Genomic DNA, 25,791 nt, shown 5'->3' with positions numbered 1-25,791 from the left:
CCGGTTACGTAAATGAGGGATACTAATTTATGACAACAATTCGAGATGTAGCAAGAGAAGCAGGGGTTTCTGTAGCGACAGTTTCCAGGATTATCAACAACAAGGGAGAAGCTAGCCCCGAAACGATTGCCCGTGTAGAACAAGTCATTAAACGATTAAATTACAAGCCTAACCTGCTTGCGAAGAGCCTGTCCAAGCGAACTTCGGATTTGATCGGCTTATTGGTGCCTACGCTCAATAACCCGTTCTTCCCGGAGCTGGTAAAGGAGATCGAGACGGCGGCTAATGCGGAGGGCTATAATATTTTCTTGTGCAACAGTGACGACCAGCGCTCCAAGGTCAAATATTACTTGGACTCGATGGTGGACCATTATGTAAGCGGTGCTATTATCAACTCGCTGCATGTCAATGCCGATGACTTGGCGATGCTTGAGGCACGTGGCATCCGGACGATTACGATCGACCGGGCGAATTTCGAGCATGCCTATTCGGCCGTCACGGTGGATCATCAGCTTGGTGCCTGGAAGGCGGCGAATCATCTCATCTGTGATTCCGGATGCAGCAATATCGTTTTTCTATCCGGTCCGAAAGACGAGAAGAGCTCCAGTGATCGCTTTGCCGGTTTCCGGAAAGCGGTGGAGCATGCGCCCCATCCTGTCAATACAAGCATCGTTTACGGTGACTTCAGCATGGAAAGCGGTTATCACGAGATCAAGCGATACATTGAGTCCGGCAAAACGTTTGATAGCATCGTCAGTTCAAATGATGCCATGGCCATCGGAGCGATTCACGCTTGCAATGAATTTCATATACGCATGCCTGAACAAGTAAAAATCGTTGGCTACGATAACATCAGTTCCGGTTCCTTTATTACGCCTACGCTTACGACAGTGGACCAGAAAAAATCGGAGATCGGAAAAATCGCTGTGCAGGAGCTGATAAGGCTGATTCAGGACAAGAACGGGCAATCGAAGCAGTATAACCTGGAACCTGATTTGATCATAAGGAACTCCTCCGCTACGAAGTAAAGGAGCAGTAAACCATGTATAAATTAGGTCCATCATTAATGTGTGCGGATCTTGGAAACCTGGAGTCCCAGATTTCGGAGCTGGACAAGGCGGGCGTCGATTTTTACCATATCGATATTATGGACGGGAACTTTGTCCCGAACTTCACGCTCGGCCCCGACTTTGTCCGGACGGTCCGCAAATTAACGGATAAGCCGCTCGATATTCACTTGATGGTTAACAAACCGGAGAATTATATCGAGTTATTCGCCGATTGCGGAGCCGACATGATCTCCATTCATGAAGAAGCGACCGCACATCTGCAAAGCTCTTTAACCAAAATCAAAAGCTTGGGAATTCGGGCAGGGGTGGCAATAAATCCTGCAACCTCGCTCGATTTTCTTAAGTATGTCTATAACGTAACCGATTACGTAGTTCTGATGACCGTGAATCCCGGATTTGCAGGACAAAAGTTTATACCCGCGATGTATGACAAAATCGCTGAGCTTCATGCATTCATTCAAAGCACGGGCATGGAAATCGCAATTCAAGTCGATGGCAATATCGGCGCCGGAACGATTCCGAAATGCAGGGAGGCTGGCGCTTCCATGTATGTGCTCGGTACAAGTGCCGTATTCAATGATGCCGGCTCCATTCAGGATAATGTCGCAAATACACGCAAGCTTTTTAACTAAACGAAAATCCGAGATAGGGGAAATCACCATGAAGAAGAACTACGATATTTTGGTTGTGGGCAGCATCAATATGGACGTTATCGTGAATACGGACCGATATCCTGCCTATGGGGATACCGTGTTTTGTAACTCGATCAATATGACGCCGGGGGGAAAGGGCGCGAATCAGGCGGTGACGGCTGCTCAGTTGAATAAAAAAACGGCTTTGATCGGCGCAGTCGGCAAAGACAGCGCAGGCAGTCAGCTGCTGAGAAACCTGGAAGTCAAGAGTGTAGATGTCAGTCATGTTCTCGAAGTGGAAACAAGCGGCACGGGGACATTTGTTGCGATGATTGATGTGCGCGGCGAGAATACGATGGTGGGGACCAAAGGGGCGAACGACCACATTTTACGAAAAGATATTGAGCAGATTTTTGATCAGCTCGATGCCAAGATTCTGCTGGTCCAAATGGAAACCAGTAAGGAATCCATTCTGGCCGCGATGCAAGAAGCCCGCAAAAGAAAGATGTTCGTCATTTTGGACCCGGCGCCGGCTGACGGAATATTCGAGGAAGCTTTTCAATATGCAGACCTCATTTTACCGAATAAACAAGAGACCAAAGCCATTACCGGCATCGATGTGGTCGATCGAGAAACTGCGCTGCAGGCTGCGATTAAGCTCAAGGAGATGGGCATCCCTCAATCTGTCGTGAAAATGGCGGAAAACGGCAGCCTCGTCTACCATAATGACACGCCTACCTATATTGAAGCCATCAAAGTCCAAGCCGTTGACACGGTTGGAGCCGGAGATTGCTTTGCGGGAGCACTTGCCAGTTCGCTGCTTGAAACGAACGACCTGGTTGAAGCCGTGAAATTTGCCAGTGTAGCGGCAGGCATCAAGGTTTCCCGATCCGGCGGTCAGGATGCCATCCCATCCTTACAAGAGGTATTGTCTTATCGTTCTACTTGCTAATAGATATGGAGATAACTTCTCATACACTTTGGAGACAGGCGATCGTATGATCGGCTGTCTTTTTTTATATGGCCTTTTAAAAAAAAGGCTTGAACCTCTACTCGCGTCACCTTTTAAGATATGATTCAAGACATTTGAAATGAAAGGTGACGTGATTGAAATTACATCTAGAAAAGAAAAGGTTTAGTGCAGTCTTGATGATCGAAAATCCGATCATATTGTATGCTATGTTTTGTATCTCACTTGATGAAGCCCACTGTTTATTTGGCAATCTCTTATATTAAGACTAAAGGACAAAATTGAAATGAGGCGTTAGAATGTTAAATCCAATGTTGACTATAGGACAAATATCCAACCGGACTGGAGAAACGATCAGAACGTTAAGATACTACGACAAGATAGGCTTGTTGACGCCGAGCGACTATAAGGAAGGAGGACACCGCCTGTACAGCGTGGATGACCTGGTCCGTCTCCAGCAGATTCAAGCACTGAAATTTATTGGTTTTTCGTTGAAGGACATCGGGGATTTACTCCAGCATCCTCTCATTGAACATGAGCAGATTAAGAGCTCAATCCAGTTCAAAAGGAAACAGCTCCTTGCGGAGCAAGAGAGAATACAAGAGATGATTGATCAATTAAATCATATGGATGCGATTATTTCGAACGAGGAAACAGTAGATATCAAATCCTTTTGTTTTATTATACATTCCATCCTCTGGGAAGAAGAGCATGTGGATGAAAAGAATCGGGAACAGCATTCTATCTTTAATTTTCGAGAACCGGAGCGTCTTGAGCTTGACCGAGAATACTACGGTTTAATTACCAGCATCAGACATTTGGTTATGTCAAAGACAAGCCCTGAAACGGAGGAGGCGCTGGATTGCATGAGAAGATTGGTGTTTCTTCATCAAGCAACTCTGATCAAGATCGCTAAACTACAGGAAGAAGGTCCCGATCAAACCGAAACCTCCAATATATTGGATCCGTTTACTGATGAGGAGAAAGCATTCATTAAAGAAGCTATGCGTAAGTTAGCAGAATTGAAGTAAACCTTCTATTTTATATTTAAGGTGGGAAAGTACATTGATTCAAGACATTTTGCAAAAAGTTGAGCATATCCCGATTCTTTATCAATTTATATCGATTTTCATCATTTCGCTTATTCCTTTTCTTGAGGCTCATGTGGCGGTACCGGTTGGAGTGCTGCTAAAGCTTCCATTCGTGCCAATTGCACTTCTGGCCGTTGCAGGAAACTGGTTATCGGTCATGTTCGTAATCCTTTTCTCTTCGTGGATTAAATCCAAATTTACCGATCCTAATGGCGATAGCTTTGTTCACCGTCGCTTTCAAAAAGGCAGGTTGTATTTCAATCGATTTGGTGTGCCCGGACTATCCCTTGCAGGGCCCATCATTGGAGCTAACCATATAGGCGCACTAATATGTACGATGGCAGCAGCAAATAAGAAGAATATTATCATCTGGCAAACCGTCAGCATCCTCTTGTGGGCAGTCGGATCGGGGCTGTTGATATATTATGGGAGAGGGTACTTCGTTTGATAAGTGGGAGAGATAAAAATTTGGAAGAGAAGTCGCCTTAATGGCGACTTTTTTACAGCGAACATATCCTCTTTTCTATGCGTCCTTTTACGGTTCTGCAGAATCCTGTTTGTTCCTCTTAATAGGATCTTGTATTTCAGATATCCAGGGTTGAGTTCTGAATAGAGACCTTCGGTAAGTTAAAAACATGCCCGTTATATCACTCCGCCGCGGGCTTGCGAAGATCTTCGATGAGGTTCCGCAGGATTTGATTGGAATGAAGGATGTAATCGAGTATGGTCTCCAGCTGATCTTGGTCGTACTTTGAATATAAGTCCAGCATGGCAGCGTTTAATGGAGCGAAAACCTCTTTAATCGCATGCAATTGCGAATAGACGGGCTCGGCATAGACGACCCTGAGATCGCCGGGATCTTTGGCCCTGCAGATGAAGCCTGCCTTCTCCAATCGGTTAAGGACGCTTGTTATCGCCCCGGTGGTTAGGCCGGTCCATTCGGCGAGCTGTCCCGCTGTGACTCTTCCTTTGCTTAGGATGAAATCCACACATTTATGATCCGTAATGTTAAGACCCAGATACGCCGCGACCGCTTGATGAAACATGACGGTTTGTGTTGATAGTTGTTTGGAAGCCTCAATCAGCGACAGTTTCAGATCTTGGTGTGTCGGTTTCATACGATACCACCTTTAAACATAGCGATACATGAAGTATACCACACCAGCTGCTTACGCAGAAAAAGCGGCGAAGGCACCAATATTTCCATCCAGAGTCCAGGTGAATTATCCGTCTTGAGACCAAATGCCGCACCGCCTCATTATTGTAAAATGAACATAATGATTTTTATCAACAAATATCTTAATAATTAAGATAAAGGAGCTGGAATCCAGATGGATACGAACAATAATAAGGTAGCGGTGATCGGATGCGGAATAGCAGGGCCGGCAGCGGCGTTATTCCTCAAGCGAATCGGGTGGGATCCAGTCATCTATGAAGCAGCCACGACACATGACGACTATGCAGGCTTATTTCTAAACGTTGGACGCAACGGCTTGCGTGTCCTGAAGGAACTAGGCATTGATCAACCGATTCGCAGCGAAGGCTTTGAAATGCGAGTGATGAGGTTTCGCAACGGAAAGGGAAAGCCGCTCGGTGAGGTCGGTCATATGGAGGGAGAGCCGCAAGGATATACCGTAAAGCGCGGCTACCTCCACCGTGTCCTGCGAGATGAAGTCATCCGACAGAAAATTCCGATTGTGCTTGGAGCCAAGCTGGTTCGAATGAAAAACGGAAACAAAGGAGCGGAGCTGGAGTTTGAAAACGGTAGGACGGAAGCCGCTAGACTCGTCGTTGGTTGTGACGGCATACATTCCTCGCTGCGCAAATGCCTTCTGCCGGATGCGCCGCAGCCCCAATTTACGGGCCTGATCAGCATCGGGGGGTTCTCCAAAGGGGTAAAAGTGCCGTTTGTGCCGGGCGTACAACAGATGGTATTCGGCAAACGAGCCTTTTTCGGATATATTGTTCAGCCATCAGGAGAGCTATTCTGGTTTGGAAACGAGGAGGTGAAAGGAATACCGACTCGCAAAGACATGTTAGCGATCTCCCAGGCGGAATGGAACCGCCGAACCGCAGAATTATATAAGGGCGATGATCCGCTGATACTGGATATCATTCGATCAACACAGGGAGATATCGGTGCGTTTCCAATCTACGATATACCGCCGCAGCCGACGTGGCACGATGGCCCCGCTGTATTGATCGGGGATGCCGTTCATGCGACGTCTCCGAATGCCGGGCAGGGCGCCTCGATGGCATTGGAGGATGCGATGATGTTGACGAAATGCATACGGGATATCGAGGATCTGGAGCGGGCTTTCACCACATTCCGATCGCTCAGGCATGAACGCGTAGAGCGAATCGTGCGGTACTCCCGCACCTTAGGACAGCGTAAATATGCAGCGAACCGGGTACAGGCCTTTTTTCGGGACACGATGATGCCCCTGTTCTTGAAATCGGCCAATAAAGATTCGCATAGCTGGATGTACGACTATCGCATAGACTGGGAAGAGCATGTAACTCAAATTACAGGGGCCCTCGATAAGGATGGATAAGCAAAACATAGAACGATGTATTGGAGTATAATCGGAAGGAGGGTGATGCCTGCTTGAATGAAAGTATGCTAGCATAGCATGGAGGTATTGCGAATGAATGATATTCAATTATTACATCAGCAGGATGCCCTTCAGCATGAGGCCGATGAGGTCGTGAAAGAATTGAAGCTGGAGGAGCTTCTTGCAACAGCAGGAAAGCCCGTTCGCGTAGGCAGCTCCGCGCTCGGATTAATGGTGTGGAGAGACCTTGACATGACCGTGGTTTGCTCCCGGCTCCAGGTTGATGAAATTGCACGAATTGCTTCGATGCTGATTACGAGTAAAGGTGTGCGAGAGCTTCGATTCCTGAATGATTCGGGCGATTTTAGGACAGATCCAAGCTATCCCGATGGTCTATATCTCGGGGTAAAGTATACCTCTTCAAAAGGCAAGGATTGGTCGATGGACCTTTGGTTTGTCGATGAGCCGGATCTGCAGCCCGATCTCAAGCATGTGAACACGATGCCTGATCGTCTAACACCGGAGCTGCGTCACGCAATCCTTCAGATCAAAAGCCGCTGGGCTGCACGCCAGGAATACGGCAATGCGGTTAAGAGCTATGATATTTACACAGCGGTCTTAGAGGATGATGTACGGACGCCGGAACAATTCGAAGCGTGGTTAAGAAAAAAAGCTTGATCCCTTATTGGAAAAAAGTCGCAAATAACTGCATCTCCAGCGGATAACGTATGTCTAACAATAGAGGTGCAGTTCAATTTTGCGGCTTTACTGCTCTCGTTTGCATAATTTACTCCTCTAAGGGCTTCCGCTTGCTCGACGCCTATGTTATGATAGGCATACTTATTAAACGATTTTAAAAAGTGTCGGAGATGGAGATGATCCAACCTTGCGCGAAAAGATATCAACACCGAAGGACCTGAGGAAGGAAATGCTCAAAGGCATTCGTGCCACGCTCTTGTCATGCGGGAGTGCAACGAAGGTCGAGCTGAGCGAAAAGCTCGGAATCAGCTTTCCGACGATCACCAAGTTTGTCAACCAGATGGAGGAGGCAGGCGAACTGATCACGCTTGGTCTCGATGAATCCAGCGGCGGAAGAAGAGCTCAGCGTTATGCATATAATCCTGATTATCAGCTCGGCGTCGCCTTATTTCTGGAAAGAACGGAATCGCAATACACAATATATAACAGTTTAGGCGAGGTGAAGGAGAAAGGAATGTCCCCCGGATTTCTGCTTGACGGCATTGAGATGTTGACAGAACAAATCGAATCCTTGATCGATCGGTTTCCTAGGATCGGTTCGCTGGCTTTCGGCGTCCCCGGGTCGGTTAATGACGGGCGGATCATTTATATTCCGGGTTATGAGAAATATCATGATTTTGATTTGAAAGACCATTTCGAGTCGCGCTTCGAGCTTCCTGTCGTTGTGGAGAACGATATGAACGCAGCAGTATTGGGCTATTACGACAAACTGGATGACCGCGAGAACCCTTCGCTCGTGTATTTTTATTTCGGCCAGAACGGGCCGGGAGCTGGGATCCTGGTCAACGGAAACGTCGTTCGCGGTAGCACGTCCTTCTCGGGCGAGGTCTCATTCGTTCCCCTGTATGACAACCGGAATTTCTATCAAGCGATGACAGACGCCGAAGGTCAGACCGGAACCATTAACGAGGCTGGCGGGATTGATGCCGTGAGTCGTCTGATTGCTTCATTTACGGCGATTCTGAACCCGAATGCGGTCATTTTTAGCCGGGATGAAGTAAGCGAACGCCTTCTTTCCGCTATCTCGGCACGAAGCGCTTCATATATATCAAAGGAGCATCTGCCGAAGCTTGTGCCCAGCGATTGGCAGGAAGACTATTTGAACGGCTTAAAAAGACTGGGGCTGAATCTGCTTATTTCTGCAGGACATTGAACTTGAAGACGGGAGAGTACAAGAATGGGAACCATATTGCTTCTAGTTATTTATCTAGCTTTTATTAGCCTTGGGCTGCCGGATTCCATGCTCGGCGCGTCATGGCCGGTCATGCGGTTGGATCTGAACGCGCCGCTGGGGATGGCGGGACTGCTGTCTATGACCGTTACGGTCGGGACGATCGTATCAAGCCTGTTAAGCGGAGTCGTCGTTCGCCGTTTCAGCACGGGACTCGTGACGCTTGCAAGCTGTGTGATGACGGCCAGCGCACTCATCGGATTTTCATTTGCTCCATCCGTTGTGTGGTTAATCGTCTGTGCCATTCCGCTCGGACTTGGCGGAGGAGCCGTCGATGCGGCGCTCAATCATTATGTTGCAGCACGTTACAAAGCCCATCACATGAGCTGGCTGCATTGTTTTTGGGGTGTCGGCGCGACAGCCGGTCCGATGATCATGGGCGCATTCTTATCGGGAAATGCATCCTGGAGAGACGGCTATTTGGCCGTGGCAGGCATTCAATTCGCGCTGGTGATTGTCCTGGTCTTTACGCTTCCTTTATGGAGGGCGCGGTCCGGGAAGGGGAGTACGAGTTCGGACGCGGAGCATTCGGATTCAGCCTCTCTTACGGACAATGAGGCGGCGTCCAAACCGCTGAAGGTGAAAGGCGTTAAGTTCGCGTTGGGATCGTTTTTGTTCTATTGCGGGGTTGAAATGACAGTGGGCTTATGGGGGAGCAGCTACTTAGTGAAAGAGCGGGGACTTGCCGCTGATGAAGCCGCACTGTGGGGTTCGATTTATTTTGCCGGCATTACGATCGGTAGGCTGATTACCGGATTCATTACCTTCAAGTTAAGCAATCGGCTGCTTATTCGGGGCGGTCAGTTGCTGACGCTTACCGGGGTGTTGCTCCTGCTGCTGCCGCTTCCGACCGGTTGTGCGCTGGCCGGATTGCTGATCATCGGACTGGGACTCGCGCCCATCTATCCATGTATGCTGCATGAAACGCCGGCTCGATTCGGTCAAGAGCATGCCGGAAAGATCATGGGTTACCAGATGGCCGTCGCCTACACAGGCAGCACGTTGCTGCCGCCGCTGCTGGGACTGCTGGCAGGATTCGCGACGATCGGAATCTTTCCGATCTATATCGCCATTTTGGCTGCAGCCATGATGTTATTCTCGGAGCGGTTGAACGTCCTATTGAACCGTCAACACGATCGTTCGGCAGATATTCATCCGCTATGAGAGGGGTTAGTATCCAAGCATTCTACCTGGAGGAGTTATTATGAACATGGACGAAAAGCTATTTCGTTATTATCTTGAGCTGAAAGGTTCCGAAGCCGGCGAATGGAATTCTTCTCCACCATGTCTGTATACAGAAGTGGCGACAAGGGAATATGTGCGAAGATCATTCACACTTACTGAAGGTCTTCAGGTATGCAATGTTGGAATTGGTACTGGAGATTGGGATGATTACCTTGGTTACTGGCTTAAAGGAAAAGGAGCGTTAACCAGCATTGATCTCGACCAAGAAATATGTGCGATATTTGCTTATAGGCAAAATCGCGAAGGGCATCCCAATCCTTCCAATTCTGCAATCAATGAGACCGGTGACTTCAATAGATGCTTGGATTCTTGTTTCAGCTTACTGAAGCAAGGTGGCTACCTTATGTTTATGGCAAGCCTTAAATACTCCTACCTGGAAATGCTGGGAATTTACATAAAGGGAACTGCGTTTCAGATCGAACAAAAGAATGTGTACGAAGAGTTTCCCGAGTACCCTTTTTTCATTTGCAAGATTAAAAAATAGGAGAGTATTAATCAGGATTTTCCTGTATATCCTTATGTTACAATAAAATTGGCCGCGCTGAATGGTTGTTTAATGTCTCTGGCAAACCCAAAGAAAATCACGAACCATGCAGTAAAATGAAACAAAGGGGGAGATGCTCCGTGAGCAAGCGCTCATGGTACGTCTTTTTGACACTTTGCGCCCTGATTGTCATTAGCGGGATGGTTTACGGTGCGCATCAATCCAAAGCTTCGTTCAAGGAGCTATTGCTCGATCATTTAAAGGAGTCCGAGAAGGTCATCGAGATGAATGTCGGTAAGAATCGGTTTGGTCCTGAAGAGCAAGTGCTGAAAATTACAGATCAAGACGAGATCGATCGCATTCTGAACAGCTTTTCCGAAATTAAGCTGCGAAAAAGCGATAGCTGGAATTATGATAACGACGAGTATGAAATATGGTTGTACACTTCAAATTACAGGACGTTCGGTATATTCTTTTATAGCCCGGACCACATTCATATTTACAACAGTACGATGAGACATAAAAGATATGACTGGACCTATAGAATCACAAACGATTTTGATCGGAGTGTCCTTGAGGGGCTGTTTAAGTAATTATGGCTACAGGGGGCTGCATGCGTTGATGGAAAACACCCCCATTTGGTCAAGTAAAATAATTGATATTACTGCTCTGCAGATAAGTTAGTTCCCGGCCTCCCTGCAGAAGTTGAACGGGATATATCGGATGTTTGCTATTATTCCCTGTTATCCTATGGAGGAAAGGAGGGTCATGGATGAATGTGCTTGAACATTTGAATGGAGCATTAGACTATATCGAACAGAATCTTGAGTACCAAATGGATGAACGCGAGATCGCTAAACGAGCCTGCTGTTCCATTTTTCACTTCAAAAGGATGTTTTCATACTTGGCAGGTATTCCTCTGCAAGAATATATTCGTCGCAGACGTCTTACGCTTGCAGCGATTGATCTGCAGGACAGTTCAGTCAAAGTCATCGACACCGCCATAAAGTACGGTTATCAATCGGGCGATGCATTCACCCGCGCTTTCCAGGCTTTACATGGAGTTACACCGACTGAGGCGAGAAATGCCGGGCATTCCTTAAAAGCATATCCTCCCATGACCTTTCGATTATCCATAGGAGGTAGTGAGCCCATGAAGTATAGAATCGAGCAAAGGGACGCTTTTCAAGTGATCGGGGTAAGAAACAGAGTCACACCCATTGCTTCAGGTGAACATCCCGGTGTAGCGCAGGTTTGGAGATCGACAGACCATGAACGGTATGCCAAGCTGAAATCGTTAAATAACCAAGCACCTTACGGAATATCGCATGTACATCTTGGAGAAGGAGGACTGTTTGGGAAGCAAGATTTTGAATATTATATGGCTGTTGCATCAACAGCATCTTGTCCCGAACACTTCTCACATTTTATCGTGCCTGCAATGACTTGGGCTATCTTTGAAGTGAAAATTCCATGGGAACAAGAAAAGTGGCACCGGATTTATGGCGAATGGTTTCCTTCCTCGGGATATGAGCAAGCTGAGGGGCCGATGATCCAAGTGGGTCCTGAAATCGAAGTAGGCTTAGAAAAGCAGGTATTTACGGAAGAAATTGAGGTCGAGTTATGGATTCCCGTTGTTAAAGTTCGTTAGAACAGAACCATTTGCTTCGAAATCATAGGCTCCATAGCCCGGAATGGACAGATATAACTACGACCGATAAGTTCCTTCACCACGATGCTTATTGCCAATTCTAGTTCTTAGAAACGGAATATCATAAAAAAAACACTGACGAGCTGTTAAGCTCGTCAGTGCTTTTTTATAACCAAATTAGCGGCGAATCGATTCATCGAGCAGTTCCGGTATGGTAACCAACTTAATGTTTTGGTTCCGGAGGCTGTGGATGATGTCCGGCAACGCTTGAACCGTACCCGATAAATCCTCGCCGACTCCGCCGGCAGCATGCTGCAAAATAATGGATCCTGGCATGGTGTGTACCAAAATGTTGCTTTTGACTTGCTCTGCGTTCAAGCCTTTCCAGTCCAACGAATCGACATTCCAGTTCACGATGATTTTATGTTGGCTAGCCAGCCATTGAATTTGTGGTTCATTGATGTTTCCGTAGGGGGGCCGAACGAAGGTTGGCCGATAGCCCGTAAACGATTGAATCAATTCGTCTGTCCTGTTAATTTGATTCCGGAAATTTTCATCACTTAATTTAGGCAAATTCGCATGATTATACGAATGGTTTCCTAAAATGTGACCTTCTTCAACCATACGCTGGACGATTTCAGGGTGAGCCTCCATCCGATTGCCAACAACGAAGAAAGTTGCCCGTACTCCTTCCCGTTTTAAAGCATCCAAAATCTGTGGAGTATATACATCGTCAGGCGCATCATCAAAAGTTAAAGCGACCTCGCGCTTGGAAGACGGACCATGAAGCCAGAATGTGCTTTGGTACTTAGCCCTTAAGTCCGCGAGAGACATGGGTTTCGTGGTACGGACCGCCTGCTCAGAACCATCTAATAAATTGGGGGTATCGGATGATTGTGTCAGGTTGTGGACCACCGTATTTTGACGCGGTTGGGGGACCGATTGCGCCCGGTTGCTGCAGCTACAGCATATTAGGAATATCAATAGCGGCAGAAACCACCGAATGTTCATAATTCAATCTCCTCAGGTATATTTTGCTCCTAATATTCCCCGGGCTTTTAACTTGTTATTCAATCAGAATGAAACTATAGTCACGAGCCTTGTTCAACTTCATCTACACAGCCTATTCCTTCTCGGATTTCAGGCTGTTTTTTTATGCGCAGAAAGCACTGTTTTAATTCGTTTACATGTATTTTACTTGTATACAAACAAAGAGATGTGATAAGATGATAGCGTCTTGAAAGCGTTTACTCAGTGCTAGGAAAAATCCAATCGCAAAGGAGAGAGTTTAGTGAGAAGCAAGTGGAGCCGGATTGCCGCAGCTGTAACGGTTATCATGATGCTTGCAAGTTTCGAGTGGGCCATGCCGATCACGTATGCAGCCGATAAAGATGCGAGCAACATCATCATCAACGGCAGCTTTGAGGATCTTGAACAGGATGGGCGCATGCCGGGTTGGCAGCCTGATGTAGATGCAGCAGCCCTTACCGTCAGTGAGACCGTATATGCCGACGGGGAACGAAGTCTTCAAGTGGAGCGCCAGCTGCCAGCTGCTGGCTCCGGAGCTGTGAGCGATGCGTACGCAATCGAGCCATTCGGCAATGTCGTCATGACGGCAAGCGTGCTTTCGGAGGAAGGCAAAGGAGGCAAGGCCGATCTCAGATTTTATGATGCAGACGGTAAGCTAGTTTCCGTAGTCAGCAGCCTGGTCGGTGGACCCTCCGATCAATGGCACCGTTTACGAGTAGCGGCCGCTGCACCTAAACATGCAGCGGAGGTTAAAGTCGCCTTTGATTTTAGTGGCGATTTAACCGGCCGGTACTTCGTTGACAGCGTCACATTGCAAACGCATGCGGCCTCCCCGTACTTAACGAATTTGGGACCGCAGTCGTCAAGTCTAACCTTGATGACCGCAGCGTTCGGCAAAGACAGGAATGGTCGGGATGCTTTGTTTACGGTTGCACAGGGTGATCCGGCACAATTCATCGTAATGGATGTTGCTTCAAGAGAAGTGAAGGCCACCCATCCGCTCGTAGCGCTTGACGGCAGCAACGTTTCGGCAGCTTGGGCGATTGTGACAGCTTCTGACGGAAAAGTATACATCGGCAGTACGCCGAACGGGACATTGTTTCAATATGATCCGGCTCAGGATACAATGCGGGCGATCGGCAAACCGGTACCTACCGATACCGTTATCTGGACGCTTGTTGCCGGGGAAGATGGCAAAGTGTACGGAGGAACGGGTTATTCCCAAACGCTGTTTGAATATGATCCCGCTTCAGACCGGACCCGAATCCTCAAATCCTTCAAGTCTTCATCGAAAGAGTCGCATATCCGCAGTCTTGCTTACGATCCCGATCGCCAAGTGATCTATGTAGGAGGCTCCGATGCTGCCAAGCTTTATCAATACGATCTCGCAAGCGGAACATCCACTGCCCTTCATCCGCCTGAATTTAAGGGCATGACTTCGGTTTATGATCTCCGGTATGCAGGGGGCAAATTATTCGTGCGCGTGGATCCGGGCCCCGTTATGTTCGTCTATGATCCCGATACCGCCAGCTGGATCGTCAATAACAATACGGCCTATAACGCCAGGGGATTCTCACCGCTAGCGCCTGACGGCAAAACGGTATTCTATACTTATTATGAGACTCTGCCAGGAGGCGCGCAGCAATGGTCGCTTTATTCATATGACGTGAATACGGGAGCTTACGGCTCGCTGGGCGTGGATGTCAAAGGAGCAGGCGTCGCTTTTGGTTATGTACAGCTCGATCAGGCAAAGTATCCAGGCTGGACATTGGTCGGATTGGCCGGAAACAGCGGCAGGGCATTTTATTACCATCTGGAAACCGGCCAGATTGAGACGCCGGAGCTCCCGTTCCCGCCCCAATTCGTAGAATTGTTTAACATCGGGAAGAGCATCGACGGGCAGATCTTGTCTTCCGGCTTCATCTCAGGCGGGGGAATGGGAATCTACTCCCCGACCCGTAACGAAACCAAGCATTATCCTCAGATCGGCCAGGTCGAGGGATTCGGCTCCTTAAACGGAAAAATGTATTTTGGCGTCTATCCTAGAGCGACCATCTTTGAATACGATCCAGCCAAACCATGGAACCGGACGGACCCTTCGGAACCGAATAATCCGCTCCGGCTTGCTCAGCTGGGTTCGGAGCAAGACCGGCCCGTGGCAATGCTCGGGGTCGAGGAAGAAAACCTGTTATACATCGGTTCTTATCCCATCGCAGGCAAGACCGGAGGGGCTCTAACCGTGTATAATCCCGCTACCGGAACGTTTGATGTGAAGCGGGACATCATTAACGGCCATTCGATCAATTCGCTGCTTTACAATAACGGAAAGCTCTTCATGGGCACCGGTGCGATGACGGGCGGTGAGGGGAAACTTGCCATTTACGACACCGCATCCGGCCGGGTAGAACAGGAACAGGTACCTGTTCCGGGCAAAAAAGCAGTAACGTCCTTGATTTGGGGCCCGGATGGTAACATTTGGGGAATGGCGCTGGGGGCTCTATTCATCTATGATCCGGAGCTCCAAGAGGTTGTTTACAGCGATGATCTGTTTCCTGCCGCGGATTATGCACACAGCAATCCCCGTCTGACCGTTGGAACCGACGGCAATGTATACGGCACTATTTTTACGGGATATGTTGCCGACCATACGTATACGAGCAAGCTGTTTAAGATCGACGCGTCGAGCAAAGCACTTTCCATCTTGTTGGAAAGCAATGCGGAGAAGCTTGCACAGGACGACTTTGGCAACTTGTATTTCAAATACGGCAGCGAGCTGATGAAGTATAGCGACCCTAATTTGGTCGTACAGTTAGACAAAGTGCAGCTGGAGGCCGAGTCGCTCCGGCTGCGTCCGGGTGATGAAGTCCATTATTCCTACAAAGTCTTCCTTGAGAAGGGAAGAACGACGAAGGAACTATCCGGCGCCAGCATAGAGTACTTAAGCAGTCGACCGGATAAGGCGGAAATCAGTCCTGACGGAACCATCATCGCCAAGCATCCGGGTCAAGCGGAGTTGTCGATCCGAATTACGCTGAATGGCGTAACCGTTGAATCCAACAAGATTCAGGTTAAAATAACCGGGCCTTTTTAAAATCGTTAAGACATACAGCTCCGCTCTTGATGTGCAATTGCAGTCCTGCGGTTGTATGGATCGTTAACGACGAAGTTCTTTGGCTATCAATCATCCCATGATGTGTATGACTCTCGACGTATCACAAAACAGCAAAAAAGAGCCGTTTCTCAAGATCTAAGATCATGTGAGACGGCCCCTATTTTCAGTATGCTTTACTATAAACGTGTATCTCTAAACCCTGTTGTCCTGGGCGGGTGAGCTACTCTTTAACCGAACCCAGCGTAATCCCGTGAATGAAGAAGCGCTGGAGGAACGGATAGACGATGAGGACGGGCAGCATCGCGATGAAGATCTTGGCGGCATCGAGTGTCCGGTTGGACAGCTCCGACAAGCGGCGGTACTGGTCCTCGGACATCGTCGATGGGTCGACCGAGACGACAAGCTGCTGGATATACGTCTGGAGCGGATAGAATTGTTCACGGGACATGAAGATCAGACCGTACAAAAATTCATTCCAGTGATACACGATACTGAACAGCGAGACGGTCGCCAGCACCGGCACGGCCAGCGGGATGTAGATCTTGAACAGGATGTACCATGGTCCCGCGCCGTCGACAAGGGCGGCTTCATCCAGCTCCTTGGGCAGGTTGCGGAAGAAGTTCATCGTGAGGATGACGTTGAAGACGAGGGTCTGCGCACCGCCGACCAGGACAAGTGCCCAGATGCTGTTCAGCATGTTGAGCTCTTTGACCGTCAGATACAAGGGGATCAGGCCGCCGTTGAACAACATCGTGAAAATGAGAATCCACATGAACACATTGCGCCCCTTGAGCTCTTTCGCTGTCCGCGAGAGCGGGTAAGACATGAGCACAACCATGATAAAGTTGAGCATCACCCCCAGCAGCACTCGCTGGGTCGAGATCCAGAACGACCGGAAGAACTGATTGTCATTGAGAATCTGGGTATATGCGTTAAGATTGAAATCGACAGGCCATAGCCAGACTTTACCGGCCGCAGCGGCAGAGTTGGAGCTAAGCGAAAGGGAGAGCGTGTACCAGATCGGCAGGATGCATGACAAAGTTATGCCTATCAGGACTACAATCAGTATAATATCCGTCACACGGTTGCCGAACGTCTGATCTCTGACCACGGTCAGCACCTCCTACTCTAGTTGGAATGGGATGTTTATAGCTTTGCATCAGGATGAATCCTTAGAATATGCGATAGTTTACAAAACGGTAAGCCAGATAATACGAGACGGATATCAGCAGGAAGCCCACAACGGACTTCAGCAGGCCGACGGCGGTCGCAAGCTCATATTGCAGGTTGAGCAAACCTGTACGATAGACCCAGGTGTCAATAATATCACCAGTAGAATAGACGAGCGGGTTGTACAGATTGAAGATCTGGTCGAAGCCTGCATTAAGCACATTCCCCAGGCTAAGTACCGTAAGCAATACGGCTGTCGTGCGGATCCCGGGCAGCGTGATATGCCAGAGACTTCTCCAGCGTCCTGCGCCATCAATGTTCGCGGCTTCGTACAGTGCCGGGTTGATCCCAGTAAGGGCGGCAAGATAGATAATGGTACCGAAACCGAATTCCTTCCAGACGTCGCTGCCGACTACGAGAAACGGAAACAGCTGGGCATCGGCAAAGAACAGCTTGGGCTGGAGTCCGAACAAAGCAGCCAGTTGATTAACGGGTCCGTTATAGGAGAACAGATCAAGTACAATGCCCCCCAGAATAACCCAGGATAAAAAGTGAGGCAGATAGACAATGGTCTGAATCCAGCGTCTGAGAATCATCAGGCGCAGCTCATTGAGCATGAGTGCAAACAGCAGAGGCGCAATTAGATTGGCGACAATCTTCATGGACGCGATGACTAGCGTATTGCTGAAGACTTCCTGTGTATCCTTCAGCAAAAACATATACTTGAAGTGTTCAAGCCCCGCCCAATCCGAGCCAAGTATTCCTTTGCCTGGATTAAAATATTGGAACGAAATGATGATGCCGAACATTGGAACGATGCTGAAGACGAACAGCCATAGAAATCCAGGGATCAGCATCAGATAATAATGTTTGGCGAAGCCTTTCATACGCATGACAGCACTCCTTTCCCCGAATCCTATATCGAGCGTTCCAGAGCTCCTGACAGGTGCCTGGAGCTCTGGCTATGTGGTTCGTTGTATGCCTTAACATCACTGCGCAATCGCTTCCTTAACCTCCTGGGTAATCTGGTCGCCGCCTTGACGTTTCCAGTTCTCGACGAAGGAGTCGAATGTCTCCAGTGGAGCTGCGCCCATGATGATGCGCAGGAAGGTCTCATCCTCTAACTTGCGCAGATTCACCCAACGGCTCTCCATTAGTGGCGTTTGCTCATACAGAAGACTGGACACCTCCTCAAACTCGGTATCAACCAGCGGCCTGCCGCCCACCATGATGGAGTACGCCCGAGTCCATGCTCCCCAGTTGGCTTCGGGGTTCCATGTTGCTATATCCATCGAATCATAAGGCTCATTTTTGATCGTCTTGATGCTTGCGATGTCCGAAGGCAGCAGTTTGTAGGCTTTGTCATTCGCAAAATCCTCTGCGGTTTTATTGCCTGCCAGCACATCACGCAGGGCTTTGACCGTAAATTCAATTTCATCGGATGGAGCGTATACGACGCGGAGCGGATAGTAACCTGGACCGCCTTTGCTCGGGTCAAAGGTGTTCTCTTGCTCGTTTTTAAACAAATTGTTCAGTAACTTCATAGGGACTTCCGGATGCTCGTAATTTTTCCGAACCACCACAAACTCAGTTGATGGTGTAGCAGCATGTGGTTTAAATTCGCCATTCTGATTCAAAGGCAGGGCGTAAGCTTGCCAGTTGGCTTCGGGATCATTTTTTACGGCATTGGTTAGCGGGCCGTAAGCCATCCACCAAGGCGCAAAGAACATTCCGGATTTTCCGGCGATAATGGGCTCATCCGCTTTGTTACGAACACCCATCTCTGGGTCAATTAGTCCCTTGGAATACAAATCTCTCAAACTAGCTAACGCCTCGCGAGTTTCCGGCAGGATTGACCCGTACACAGGGCTGCCATCCTCGCCCTCGAGCCAGTATCCAGGGAACGCGTCATGCGCGGAGAAAATGGGGTCAAAGCCGTACAAATTGTTCTTCGACTCCAGGAAATTGGCATACAGCTTACCGCCACTCTCCGGTCCGGTAATCCCAATCGTATCGCGCTTACCGTTACCATCCGGATCATCTTCGACGAAAGCGCGGGCGACGTCCTCAAGTTCTGCCATCGTCGTTGGCGGTTCAAGATTCAGCTTATCCAGCCAGTCTTGTCGGATCCACAAGAGGTGAATGCCATCGGCATTGGCTTGCACACCCGGAAGGGCCATGATTTTGCCATCGAAGGTTACTGCATCCAAGGCAGCGCCGTTGGTATTTTCAATGATGGTTTTTATATCCGGGGATGCATATTGCTCATACACCTCCGTTAAATCGGCAATCTGGTCGGCTTCAACCAATTGGCGCAGCTCAACGGCATTAACGACCATAGCATCCGGCAAATCGTTACTTGCAATCGCGAGACTGATTCTCTGACGAAGATTCTGGCCGGAGGCAGCAAATTGATGGTCGACGTCCACGTTAAGCGCTTCCTTAATCTGACGAGTGTATTGATTGTCCAGCGGCGTGTCGCCAGGCGGCAATTCATTATCGGTTGGATCGATTTCAATGCTGATGCTGATCTGGACAGGCTCTTCGTAGCGGCCGAATGGATCAGCGGGTTCGCTTGACTCCGCGCTTTTCTCCGGTGCAGCCGGCGTGTTATTGGTTGTATTGCTGCAAGCACCCAGAACGAGAAAGCAGGCCAGCAAAAGCGCTAACGGTTTTGACTTGTTCTTCATAATTACACCCCTTCTACCAGATTGAATGGAATAACTATCCTAATGGACCATTTAACTGTAACACAATGAAACCGCCTTCAAGGATAGAAGGTGGTTTCTAAATCAGGGGGTCATTTGTACAAAAATTTATGACTGTTCCAAGTGGTTGGACATTTCACCCACTTAGGAGCAGACATTTGTCTAACCGCAATTTTTTTCATTGAAAAGATAACAGATCAGATACCTGATTTATTGAAATCTTTGCTCAATAATCATTTTTATTTGTGTTATATTCTAGAAAGATTTTTCCACCTGTTTCTGTTTATGCACGTCAAAGTCCGTACCATCCAAAGAGAGGAGGTGTCGATATTCGATGGGGATGCAAGCGTTGAAACCGGAGATGGATTGGAAGTCCCGCCTGAAGCGATTGACCTTGAAAAATAGAATTCTTTTACTGTTTGCCGCAGCAACATTGATCCCTTTCATCTGCACCTGCTATCTTTCATACAACACCATTACATCCATTCTGAATACGAAGCTGCAATCCGGCATTCAAAGCAATTTAAAGCAGGTCAGATTGTCGCTTGAGAACACGCTGAACAATTTGAATCACGTTTCCCAGCAACTGACCTTTAAGGGGAATGTCGGTAGGCAGCTTGAAAAGTTTTTGATGGCGAAGCAGCCATATGACCGGAGTTATCTGACGGACGAGATCAAAAGTCAGCTGAATCTCATCACGTTCACCAATCCCAATGTGGGGTTAACGCTGTATTATTTGCGCGACGATCAGACGACTCTTTTTGAGAATACCGGCATGAAGCAGCCATTCCATATCGAGAACCTTCCAATCCTCGCAGAGTATTATGGCATCACCTATTTTGGACCGCATATCAGTCAAGACCGTTTCAACAATCAATATGTGCTTTCCGCGTTGCGAAAGGTGGATTTGCCGGAGAGGGAGGATGCCTATGTCTACATTGAGTCCGGCTTCAAGCTGACGCAGAGCATTCTTGATTTGGATGAAGTCAGCAAGCATACCAATCATTTAATCCTGGACAACAACGGAAGAATTTCTTACAGCGAACTTCAGGATATCTTTCCTGAAAATTCATTTTTTACGGATACACTATCGCCATCCCTGGTAACAGGTATTACATCCGACTATTATTGGTACCGACAAGTCAGCAATCAGGGCTGGAGCGTGGTTTCGCTTATTGCGAAATCCGACTACAACCGCGAGAAGAACCGCTGGATAATGCAGATGCTGGGGCTGGCGCTGCTGTTCGCCGTAGTCAGTCTGACGATTGGCTGGCTTCTATGGAAAATGGTGTACCGGCCGCTGTCCCGCTTCCATAAGGAGATCAAATCGATTGCTAGCAGCAATTTTAATGCGGCTGCCACGCAATCGAGCATCCCGGAATTTGAGATGCTGTTAAACCAATTTCAACATATGAAGGTTCAGATTACGCAGCTGTATTCTGAAATCAAGGCCAAAGAGAAGCGCAGAGCGGATCTGGAGATCGAGAAGCTGCAGTATCAGATCAATCCGCATTTTCTGATGAATACGCTGGATACCGCTCACTGGCTTGCCGTTATGAACGGTCAAGAGGAGATCGACAGGCTGGTCACTTCGTTGAACAAACTGCTTTACTACAATCTCCGCAAAGGCAACAGTGTCGCGACGATCAGGGATGAGATTGATTCACTGAAGCAATATCTCACGCTCCAGCAAATTCGATACAATTTTCAGTTTGATGTCAAAATTCACGTGGACGACGCATTGCTCGAAGTGACGGTTCCCAGATTCATTCTGCAGCCGTTGGTTGAGAATTCGCTCTATCACGGGCTGGATGACAACGGCAGAATCGAGGTGGTGGTTAGAAAGAATGACAGACTAGAGATCGAAATTCGGGATAACGGTGGGGGGATCTCTGAGGAAACGATTGAGGCCTTGCTTGAGCAGGAACAGACCGAGCACCATCGAGTGGGAATGGGAATCGGACTGAATTATGTCAAACGAATGTTAGCATTTCATTACGAAGGGAAAGCGAGTCTTACGGTAACCAGCGAGCTTGGCAAAGGTACCCGCATCATCATTTCGATACAAATCGGAGAGGGGAATTCGACGAAATGATCCATGTTCTCATCGTAGACGACGACAAGCTTGTACGTAAGGGACTGATGTCCTTTCTGCCTTGGGAATCGTTCGGCATGAGAGTTGTAGGCGAAGCTGCGAACGGGGAGAAGGCGCTTGATTTTCTGAAAACGAATCGGGTAGATCTGTTAATGACCGATCTGGCCATGCCCGTGATGTCGGGCATTGAATTAATTCGGGTTGTACGCAAGTTATATCCGAATATCGCGATCGCCGTGCTGACGCTTCATCAGGATTTTGAATACATCCAGGAAGCGCTGCGCTTGGGTGCCATTGATTACATTGCCAAGGTAGAGCTTGAGAAAGAACAGTTCGAAGAAGTGTTTCAGCGCATTCACTCGCGCATTGTGGCAGAGAAGCAGAAACACAAGAACGAAGCGGAATCGATCGTAGAAGCTTGTTCTAGCGAAACGGCCTATGCGCTTTTGACGTATCCGGATGAGCTATTAACGAGCAGAATGGTTGCGGATTGCGTATCCTTGGGCTGGATAGCCGAAACGGAAGGCTCTATTCTGATGTGGTTGACCGATCTTGCCAAGGAGGTTCAGCCTCAAGGCCATTACGAAGAAAACGCGTTGCCGCCCCTTCCAAACGGAATGGGCAGCACCGGATGGCGCTTGGTACGGCTGCGGCATACTGCCGGTTTATCTCCTTCCGAACTGCTTCAACGCATACGAGCCTACAGGAGAAGAGATTTTTTCTACGATTGCGACGGCCATGAGCCTTATCCGATTGAGAAGTCTGTCATGGAGCTGCTGGTGGAGCATCCTGAACCGGGAGAAGAAGAGTCGGACACTGTGAAGGAATTACTGCATGCCTTCACATGGGTCCATGACGATGTGGCCTTTGAAAAACTTTGTAGCCGATTAAAAGAACTGCGAATCCCTGTCACCAAGCTAATGCAATGGATCTACGGATGTATGGTTGACTGGAACCGGCTATATAGAACGATACAACCTGATGAGATCAAGATGCCTGACATATTTACGTGCTGGCGGGAGGTTGAGGACTGGCTGAAGCAATTCAGGGAACATTGGTTAACCCGCTCAGGCAGCTTACAGCTGAGCCCGGAAGTGAGCGGCAGCATTATGACCGCGGTCAAGATCGTGCACGACGAACTTGAGTTACCGTTATTCGCTATTGATGTCGCGAAGCGGGTCAATCTGAGCCGAAGCTACTTCTATCAATGTTTCAAAGAAATCGTAGGCTATTCCTTCAATGAATATCTGCGCAAGGTTCGAATCGATAAAGCACGGGAGTATCTGGAGCAGACATCCAGGCCAATTGTCTGGATTGCCAAGCAAACCGGGTATGAGGATGAGAAATATTTCAGCAGAACTTTTCGAGAGCAGACAGGTATGCTGCCGAGCGAGTATAGACAGCAGTATAGGGCGAATGGAAGGGGCTGATTATCCAAGGAATAAAACGAAAAAAAATCAAATATGTAACAGGAATTAATAGGGCCACTTGGAAAGGAACCAGGTGGCTTATTTTTGTTAATTACAACTCTTCAGCCTAATTACACAATAAGAAGTGCGAAGTTCCCGAGATCTTTTGGCGGAATTAAAAAATTGGACCACAACTCTTTATCAGTTATAAGCGTAATTACCATTCGACACCAGTAGAAGAAGGGATCGCAACAAAATGAATAAGATTTTATCGAGTTAGGGTCAAGGATATAATCGAACCGTGGGAGGAATCATCTATGAAAAAAACAATAATCGCACTAACTCTCTCTTTACTGTCTACCTTACTGATCGATAATCCAGCGATAAGCTTCGCCAATAATGTTTCGAATACGGTTGACAATGGAAAAATCGAAAATGGACGCATGCTGATTCCATTACGAGCTGTTTCAGAGAGATTCGATTCAGAAGTAGCTTGGAACCAGGCAAAAAAAAGCATTACGATAATACGTGGCAAACGAGAGCTATTGCTGCGTGTGAATGCTCGAACAGCTTTATTAAATAACGCCGCTTTCAGCCTTGATGTGCCGGCTACAATCGAAAATGGAACAACTTATGTACCCGCACGTGTTTTTGCTGAAGCTTTTGGCGGAACAGCGCTGTGGTCCGAGCAAGAACGAAAAGCAACCATTACGATCGGCCTTCAGCAGGTCTTTATCCATACAGAGCCGCAGAAGACGTGGAGAATGAGTCAAGAGCGAATAAACGTACTTAATGAAAAGATAAATGAAGCCACCGATCTCTCAAGCTATTCGCAAATCCGAACACATTTCAGACCTTATTTCACGGACTCATTTATAAACAAGATTATTCACAGTAATGGCATTAAAAATAACGCCATACTAACAAGAATGGCCGATATTACCTACAGCGGCACGACAGCGGCGAGAATGCACCAATCGGCTTACTTTGACAGCGGTCCTGTCAATCTTGAACTCGTTGATCGTTATGTATTCTATAAATTTATTGATAACCAATGGAAGGTAGACGATGTGAACGTGGGCAGACAAATTATTGAGCCATAATACGGACGAGAGCAGGATTATGGCCACAAGAATTAAGATGTCGTTACAAAAAATACGGTAATATAAGGAGATGAAGCATATACGAACCTACTTTTGACCTTGAGGAGTGTTGCCTTTTGAAAGAGCTATCATTAGAACAGCGGCTATTTATTTTATCGGAAGCCATAAGACTTACGGAAAAAGCATTTGCACACTGGGAGAATGCGTTAATAGATCCGGATGAGCTTAGTGATCTAGCCGACGAATTTTTCAGGAAAGCGGCATCCGCGGATAACCGTGTTGATTTCCAGTTCGTGATGTGGGAGTTTTTCGGCAGACTTCGCAATGGGCATTCGAATTATTATGATCGGGCAGCGCCTTTTCCCTTTGGAGGCATGGTTCATCTTTCATTGACTGAGCTGGTCGGGGCTTGGGTGGTGGCAGAAGACGGCTCAGGTTTAATGCAGCCCGGTGACGAATTGAAGACTATAGCAGGTAGGCCAATAAGGGATTGGTTGTATGAATTGAGCCGAATCACAGGGATTACGGATTGGCGTTCGATGATCGGTCGGTTTCCTTATTATTTCTCTCATCTTTACAAAGAGAATGAAGTTGAGGTTCTAATCGAGGATGAGCAAGGGAGTGCTAAAACTATACATATTCAGCGGCGGCCCGTAGATTTTGAAGCTCAACTTCTTGAGGAAACCACCGGAGGATGGATAGCTCTTAATGAAGTGGCATATATACATATCCCAAGCTTCAATCAGCCCAAATATGAGGCGAGAGCTTTAGAGCTTCTCGAAGCATTTCATAACGCTCCTTGCCTTATCATCGATGTACGAGGGAATGGAGGCGGTACTACTCCTGATCAATTGATCAATGCGCTCATGAATGAGCCCTTTCGCTGGTGGAACGAACAAGCACGTCATCCTGAATTCTTAAGAAGAAGGCATCCGAATGCAGACATTCAGTTCGAAATGGACTATCGGTATGCCGTATATAGATCGGATTATGTTACGTCTTCGCATGAAAATAGTTACTCCGGAAAGCTATTCATCTTAGTCGATCGCTTTACCGGCTCGGCCGCTGAGGACTTCACCATGCCATTCATCGATAACGGTCGTGCGACCATCATTGGAGAGCGGACCTTCGGTTCTACCGGCCAGCCTTTCATAAAAAGCTTCGACGATGGCAGCATTACGGTGATGGTTGGTGCGATCCGCACATTCTTCCCAAACGGTGATTCGTTTGAAGGCGTTGGCATAACCCCCGATGTCGAGGTATCTAATCGAAGAGAATACCTATACCAGAAACGGGACATTGTCCTTGAGACAGCGCTTGAGCTAGCTCAAAGGGATATCTAGTAGAGGATGTGACGGATTTGTCACATCCCAACCGAGGATTGTCATGTCAATCGATGGCACGGTATTGGACACTCGCTTTATATTATGCTTATTAAATATAAAGCGAGGAGAAAGCCAATTGGAAAATGTTAATG

22 protein-coding genes are annotated in these 25,791 nt (G+C 47.9%); 17 read left to right on the top strand and 5 right to left on the bottom strand.

Features of this window, described 5'->3' with window-relative positions:
- Positions 1 to 29 precede the first annotated feature (29 nt).
- From BBD41_RS01105 to BBD41_RS01085, 5 genes are all read left to right on the top strand, one after another.
- Entirely contained in the window at positions 30 to 1,028 is a 999-nt protein-coding gene (locus BBD41_RS01105) for a LacI family DNA-binding transcriptional regulator (protein WP_077566025.1), read from the top strand.
- Positions 1,029 to 1,042: 14 nt separating this feature from the next.
- Positions 1,043 to 1,702, top strand: a complete 660-nt coding sequence (gene rpe / locus BBD41_RS01100; protein ID WP_099476424.1) for a ribulose-phosphate 3-epimerase — start codon at positions 1,043 to 1,045, stop codon at positions 1,700 to 1,702.
- A gap of 28 nt (positions 1,703 to 1,730) precedes the next feature.
- Positions 1,731 to 2,654 carry a ribokinase gene (locus BBD41_RS01095; protein ID WP_099476423.1) on the top strand — a complete coding sequence of 308 codons (924 nt, stop codon included), beginning with the start codon at positions 1,731 to 1,733 and terminating at the stop codon, positions 2,652 to 2,654.
- Between the two features lie 317 nt (positions 2,655 to 2,971).
- Positions 2,972 to 3,703 carry a MerR family transcriptional regulator gene (locus tag BBD41_RS01090; RefSeq protein WP_077566031.1) on the top strand — a complete coding sequence of 244 codons (732 nt, stop codon included), beginning with the start codon at positions 2,972 to 2,974 and terminating at the stop codon, positions 3,701 to 3,703.
- A gap of 34 nt (positions 3,704 to 3,737) precedes the next feature.
- Positions 3,738 to 4,211, top strand: a complete 474-nt coding sequence (locus tag BBD41_RS01085; protein ID WP_157929249.1) for a small multi-drug export protein — start codon at positions 3,738 to 3,740, stop codon at positions 4,209 to 4,211.
- 199 nt (positions 4,212 to 4,410) lie between these two features.
- On the opposite strand, the gene BBD41_RS01080 is transcribed toward BBD41_RS01085, so the two are convergent.
- Positions 4,411 to 4,881 carry a MarR family winged helix-turn-helix transcriptional regulator gene (locus tag BBD41_RS01080; RefSeq protein WP_077566035.1) on the bottom strand — a complete coding sequence of 157 codons (471 nt, stop codon included), beginning with the start codon at positions 4,879 to 4,881 and terminating at the stop codon, positions 4,411 to 4,413.
- Between the two features lie 213 nt (positions 4,882 to 5,094).
- On the opposite strand from BBD41_RS01080, the gene BBD41_RS01075 reads away from it, so the two are divergent.
- The 7 genes from BBD41_RS01075 to BBD41_RS01045 all read left to right on the top strand — a co-directional run bounded on the left by BBD41_RS01075 (position 5,095) and on the right by BBD41_RS01045 (position 11,688).
- The gene (locus BBD41_RS01075) at positions 5,095 to 6,318 is read left to right on the top strand and encodes an FAD-dependent oxidoreductase (protein ID WP_077566037.1); all 1,224 of its coding nucleotides are present in this window, start codon (positions 5,095 to 5,097) and stop codon (positions 6,316 to 6,318) included.
- 93 nt (positions 6,319 to 6,411) lie between these two features.
- Positions 6,412 to 6,996, top strand: coding sequence for a hypothetical protein (locus BBD41_RS01070; RefSeq protein WP_077566039.1), 585 nt, complete (start codon positions 6,412 to 6,414; stop codon positions 6,994 to 6,996).
- Positions 6,997 to 7,204: 208 nt separating this feature from the next.
- Positions 7,205 to 8,230, top strand: a complete 1,026-nt coding sequence (locus tag BBD41_RS01065) for an ROK family transcriptional regulator (RefSeq protein WP_099476422.1) — start codon at positions 7,205 to 7,207, stop codon at positions 8,228 to 8,230.
- A gap of 24 nt (positions 8,231 to 8,254) precedes the next feature.
- Positions 8,255 to 9,472: an MFS transporter gene (locus tag BBD41_RS01060; protein ID WP_077566041.1), complete on the top strand. Its 1,218-nt coding sequence runs from the start codon at positions 8,255 to 8,257 to the stop codon at positions 9,470 to 9,472.
- Positions 9,473 to 9,512: 40 nt separating this feature from the next.
- Entirely contained in the window at positions 9,513 to 10,037 is a 525-nt protein-coding gene (locus tag BBD41_RS01055; protein WP_077566043.1) for an SAM-dependent methyltransferase, read from the top strand.
- 140 nt (positions 10,038 to 10,177) lie between these two features.
- On the top strand, positions 10,178 to 10,630 hold the full coding sequence (locus BBD41_RS01050; RefSeq protein WP_077566045.1) for a hypothetical protein: 453 nt from the start codon (positions 10,178 to 10,180) through the stop codon (positions 10,628 to 10,630).
- Between the two features lie 179 nt (positions 10,631 to 10,809).
- Positions 10,810 to 11,688 (top strand): AraC family transcriptional regulator, encoded by an 879-nt coding sequence (locus BBD41_RS01045; protein WP_099476421.1) that lies wholly within the window; start codon positions 10,810 to 10,812, stop codon positions 11,686 to 11,688.
- 177 nt (positions 11,689 to 11,865) lie between these two features.
- Here the strand turns inward: BBD41_RS01045 and BBD41_RS01040 are convergent, their stop codons facing one another.
- Positions 11,866 to 12,699: a polysaccharide deacetylase family protein gene (locus tag BBD41_RS01040; RefSeq protein WP_099476420.1), complete on the bottom strand. Its 834-nt coding sequence runs from the start codon at positions 12,697 to 12,699 to the stop codon at positions 11,866 to 11,868.
- A 280-nt stretch (positions 12,700 to 12,979) separates the two neighbouring features.
- Between BBD41_RS01040 and BBD41_RS01035 the strand changes: the two genes are divergently transcribed.
- Positions 12,980 to 15,808: a ligand-binding sensor domain-containing protein gene (locus BBD41_RS01035; RefSeq protein WP_099476419.1), complete on the top strand. Its 2,829-nt coding sequence runs from the start codon at positions 12,980 to 12,982 to the stop codon at positions 15,806 to 15,808.
- A gap of 241 nt (positions 15,809 to 16,049) precedes the next feature.
- On the opposite strand, the gene BBD41_RS01030 is transcribed toward BBD41_RS01035, so the two are convergent.
- The 3 genes from BBD41_RS01030 to BBD41_RS01020 form a co-directional block, all read right to left on the bottom strand.
- Positions 16,050 to 16,940, bottom strand: a complete 891-nt coding sequence (locus BBD41_RS01030; RefSeq protein WP_077566051.1) for a carbohydrate ABC transporter permease — start codon at positions 16,938 to 16,940, stop codon at positions 16,050 to 16,052.
- Positions 16,941 to 17,001: 61 nt separating this feature from the next.
- Entirely contained in the window at positions 17,002 to 17,892 is an 891-nt protein-coding gene (locus tag BBD41_RS01025; protein WP_099476418.1) for an ABC transporter permease, read from the bottom strand.
- A gap of 96 nt (positions 17,893 to 17,988) precedes the next feature.
- Entirely contained in the window at positions 17,989 to 19,689 is a 1,701-nt protein-coding gene (locus BBD41_RS01020; RefSeq protein WP_099476417.1) for an extracellular solute-binding protein, read from the bottom strand.
- A 352-nt stretch (positions 19,690 to 20,041) separates the two neighbouring features.
- On the opposite strand from BBD41_RS01020, the gene BBD41_RS01015 reads away from it, so the two are divergent.
- The 4 genes from BBD41_RS01015 to BBD41_RS01000 all read left to right on the top strand — a co-directional run bounded on the left by BBD41_RS01015 (position 20,042) and on the right by BBD41_RS01000 (position 25,657).
- Positions 20,042 to 21,802, top strand: a complete 1,761-nt coding sequence (locus BBD41_RS01015; RefSeq protein WP_237086987.1) for a sensor histidine kinase — start codon at positions 20,042 to 20,044, stop codon at positions 21,800 to 21,802.
- Entirely contained in the window at positions 21,799 to 23,232 is a 1,434-nt protein-coding gene (locus tag BBD41_RS01010; protein ID WP_099476416.1) for a response regulator transcription factor, read from the top strand. Before BBD41_RS01015 ends, BBD41_RS01010 begins: the two co-directional genes overlap by 4 nt.
- Positions 23,233 to 23,528: 296 nt before the next feature.
- A complete protein-coding gene (locus BBD41_RS01005) occupies positions 23,529 to 24,314 on the top strand; it encodes a stalk domain-containing protein (RefSeq protein ID WP_077566058.1) in 786 nt (261 codons plus the stop codon).
- 116 nt (positions 24,315 to 24,430) lie between these two features.
- A complete protein-coding gene (locus BBD41_RS01000) occupies positions 24,431 to 25,657 on the top strand; it encodes a S41 family peptidase (RefSeq protein WP_077566060.1) in 1,227 nt (408 codons plus the stop codon).
- Positions 25,658 to 25,791 lie beyond the last annotated feature (134 nt).

Source organism: Paenibacillus ihbetae (genome assembly GCF_002741055.1).
GTDB classification, from domain to species: Bacteria; Bacillota; Bacilli; order Paenibacillales; family Paenibacillaceae; genus Paenibacillus_AQ; species Paenibacillus_AQ ihbetae.
The sequence above is the reverse complement of the archived record's forward strand: the minus strand, read 5'-3'. Positions and strand labels throughout refer to the sequence as shown.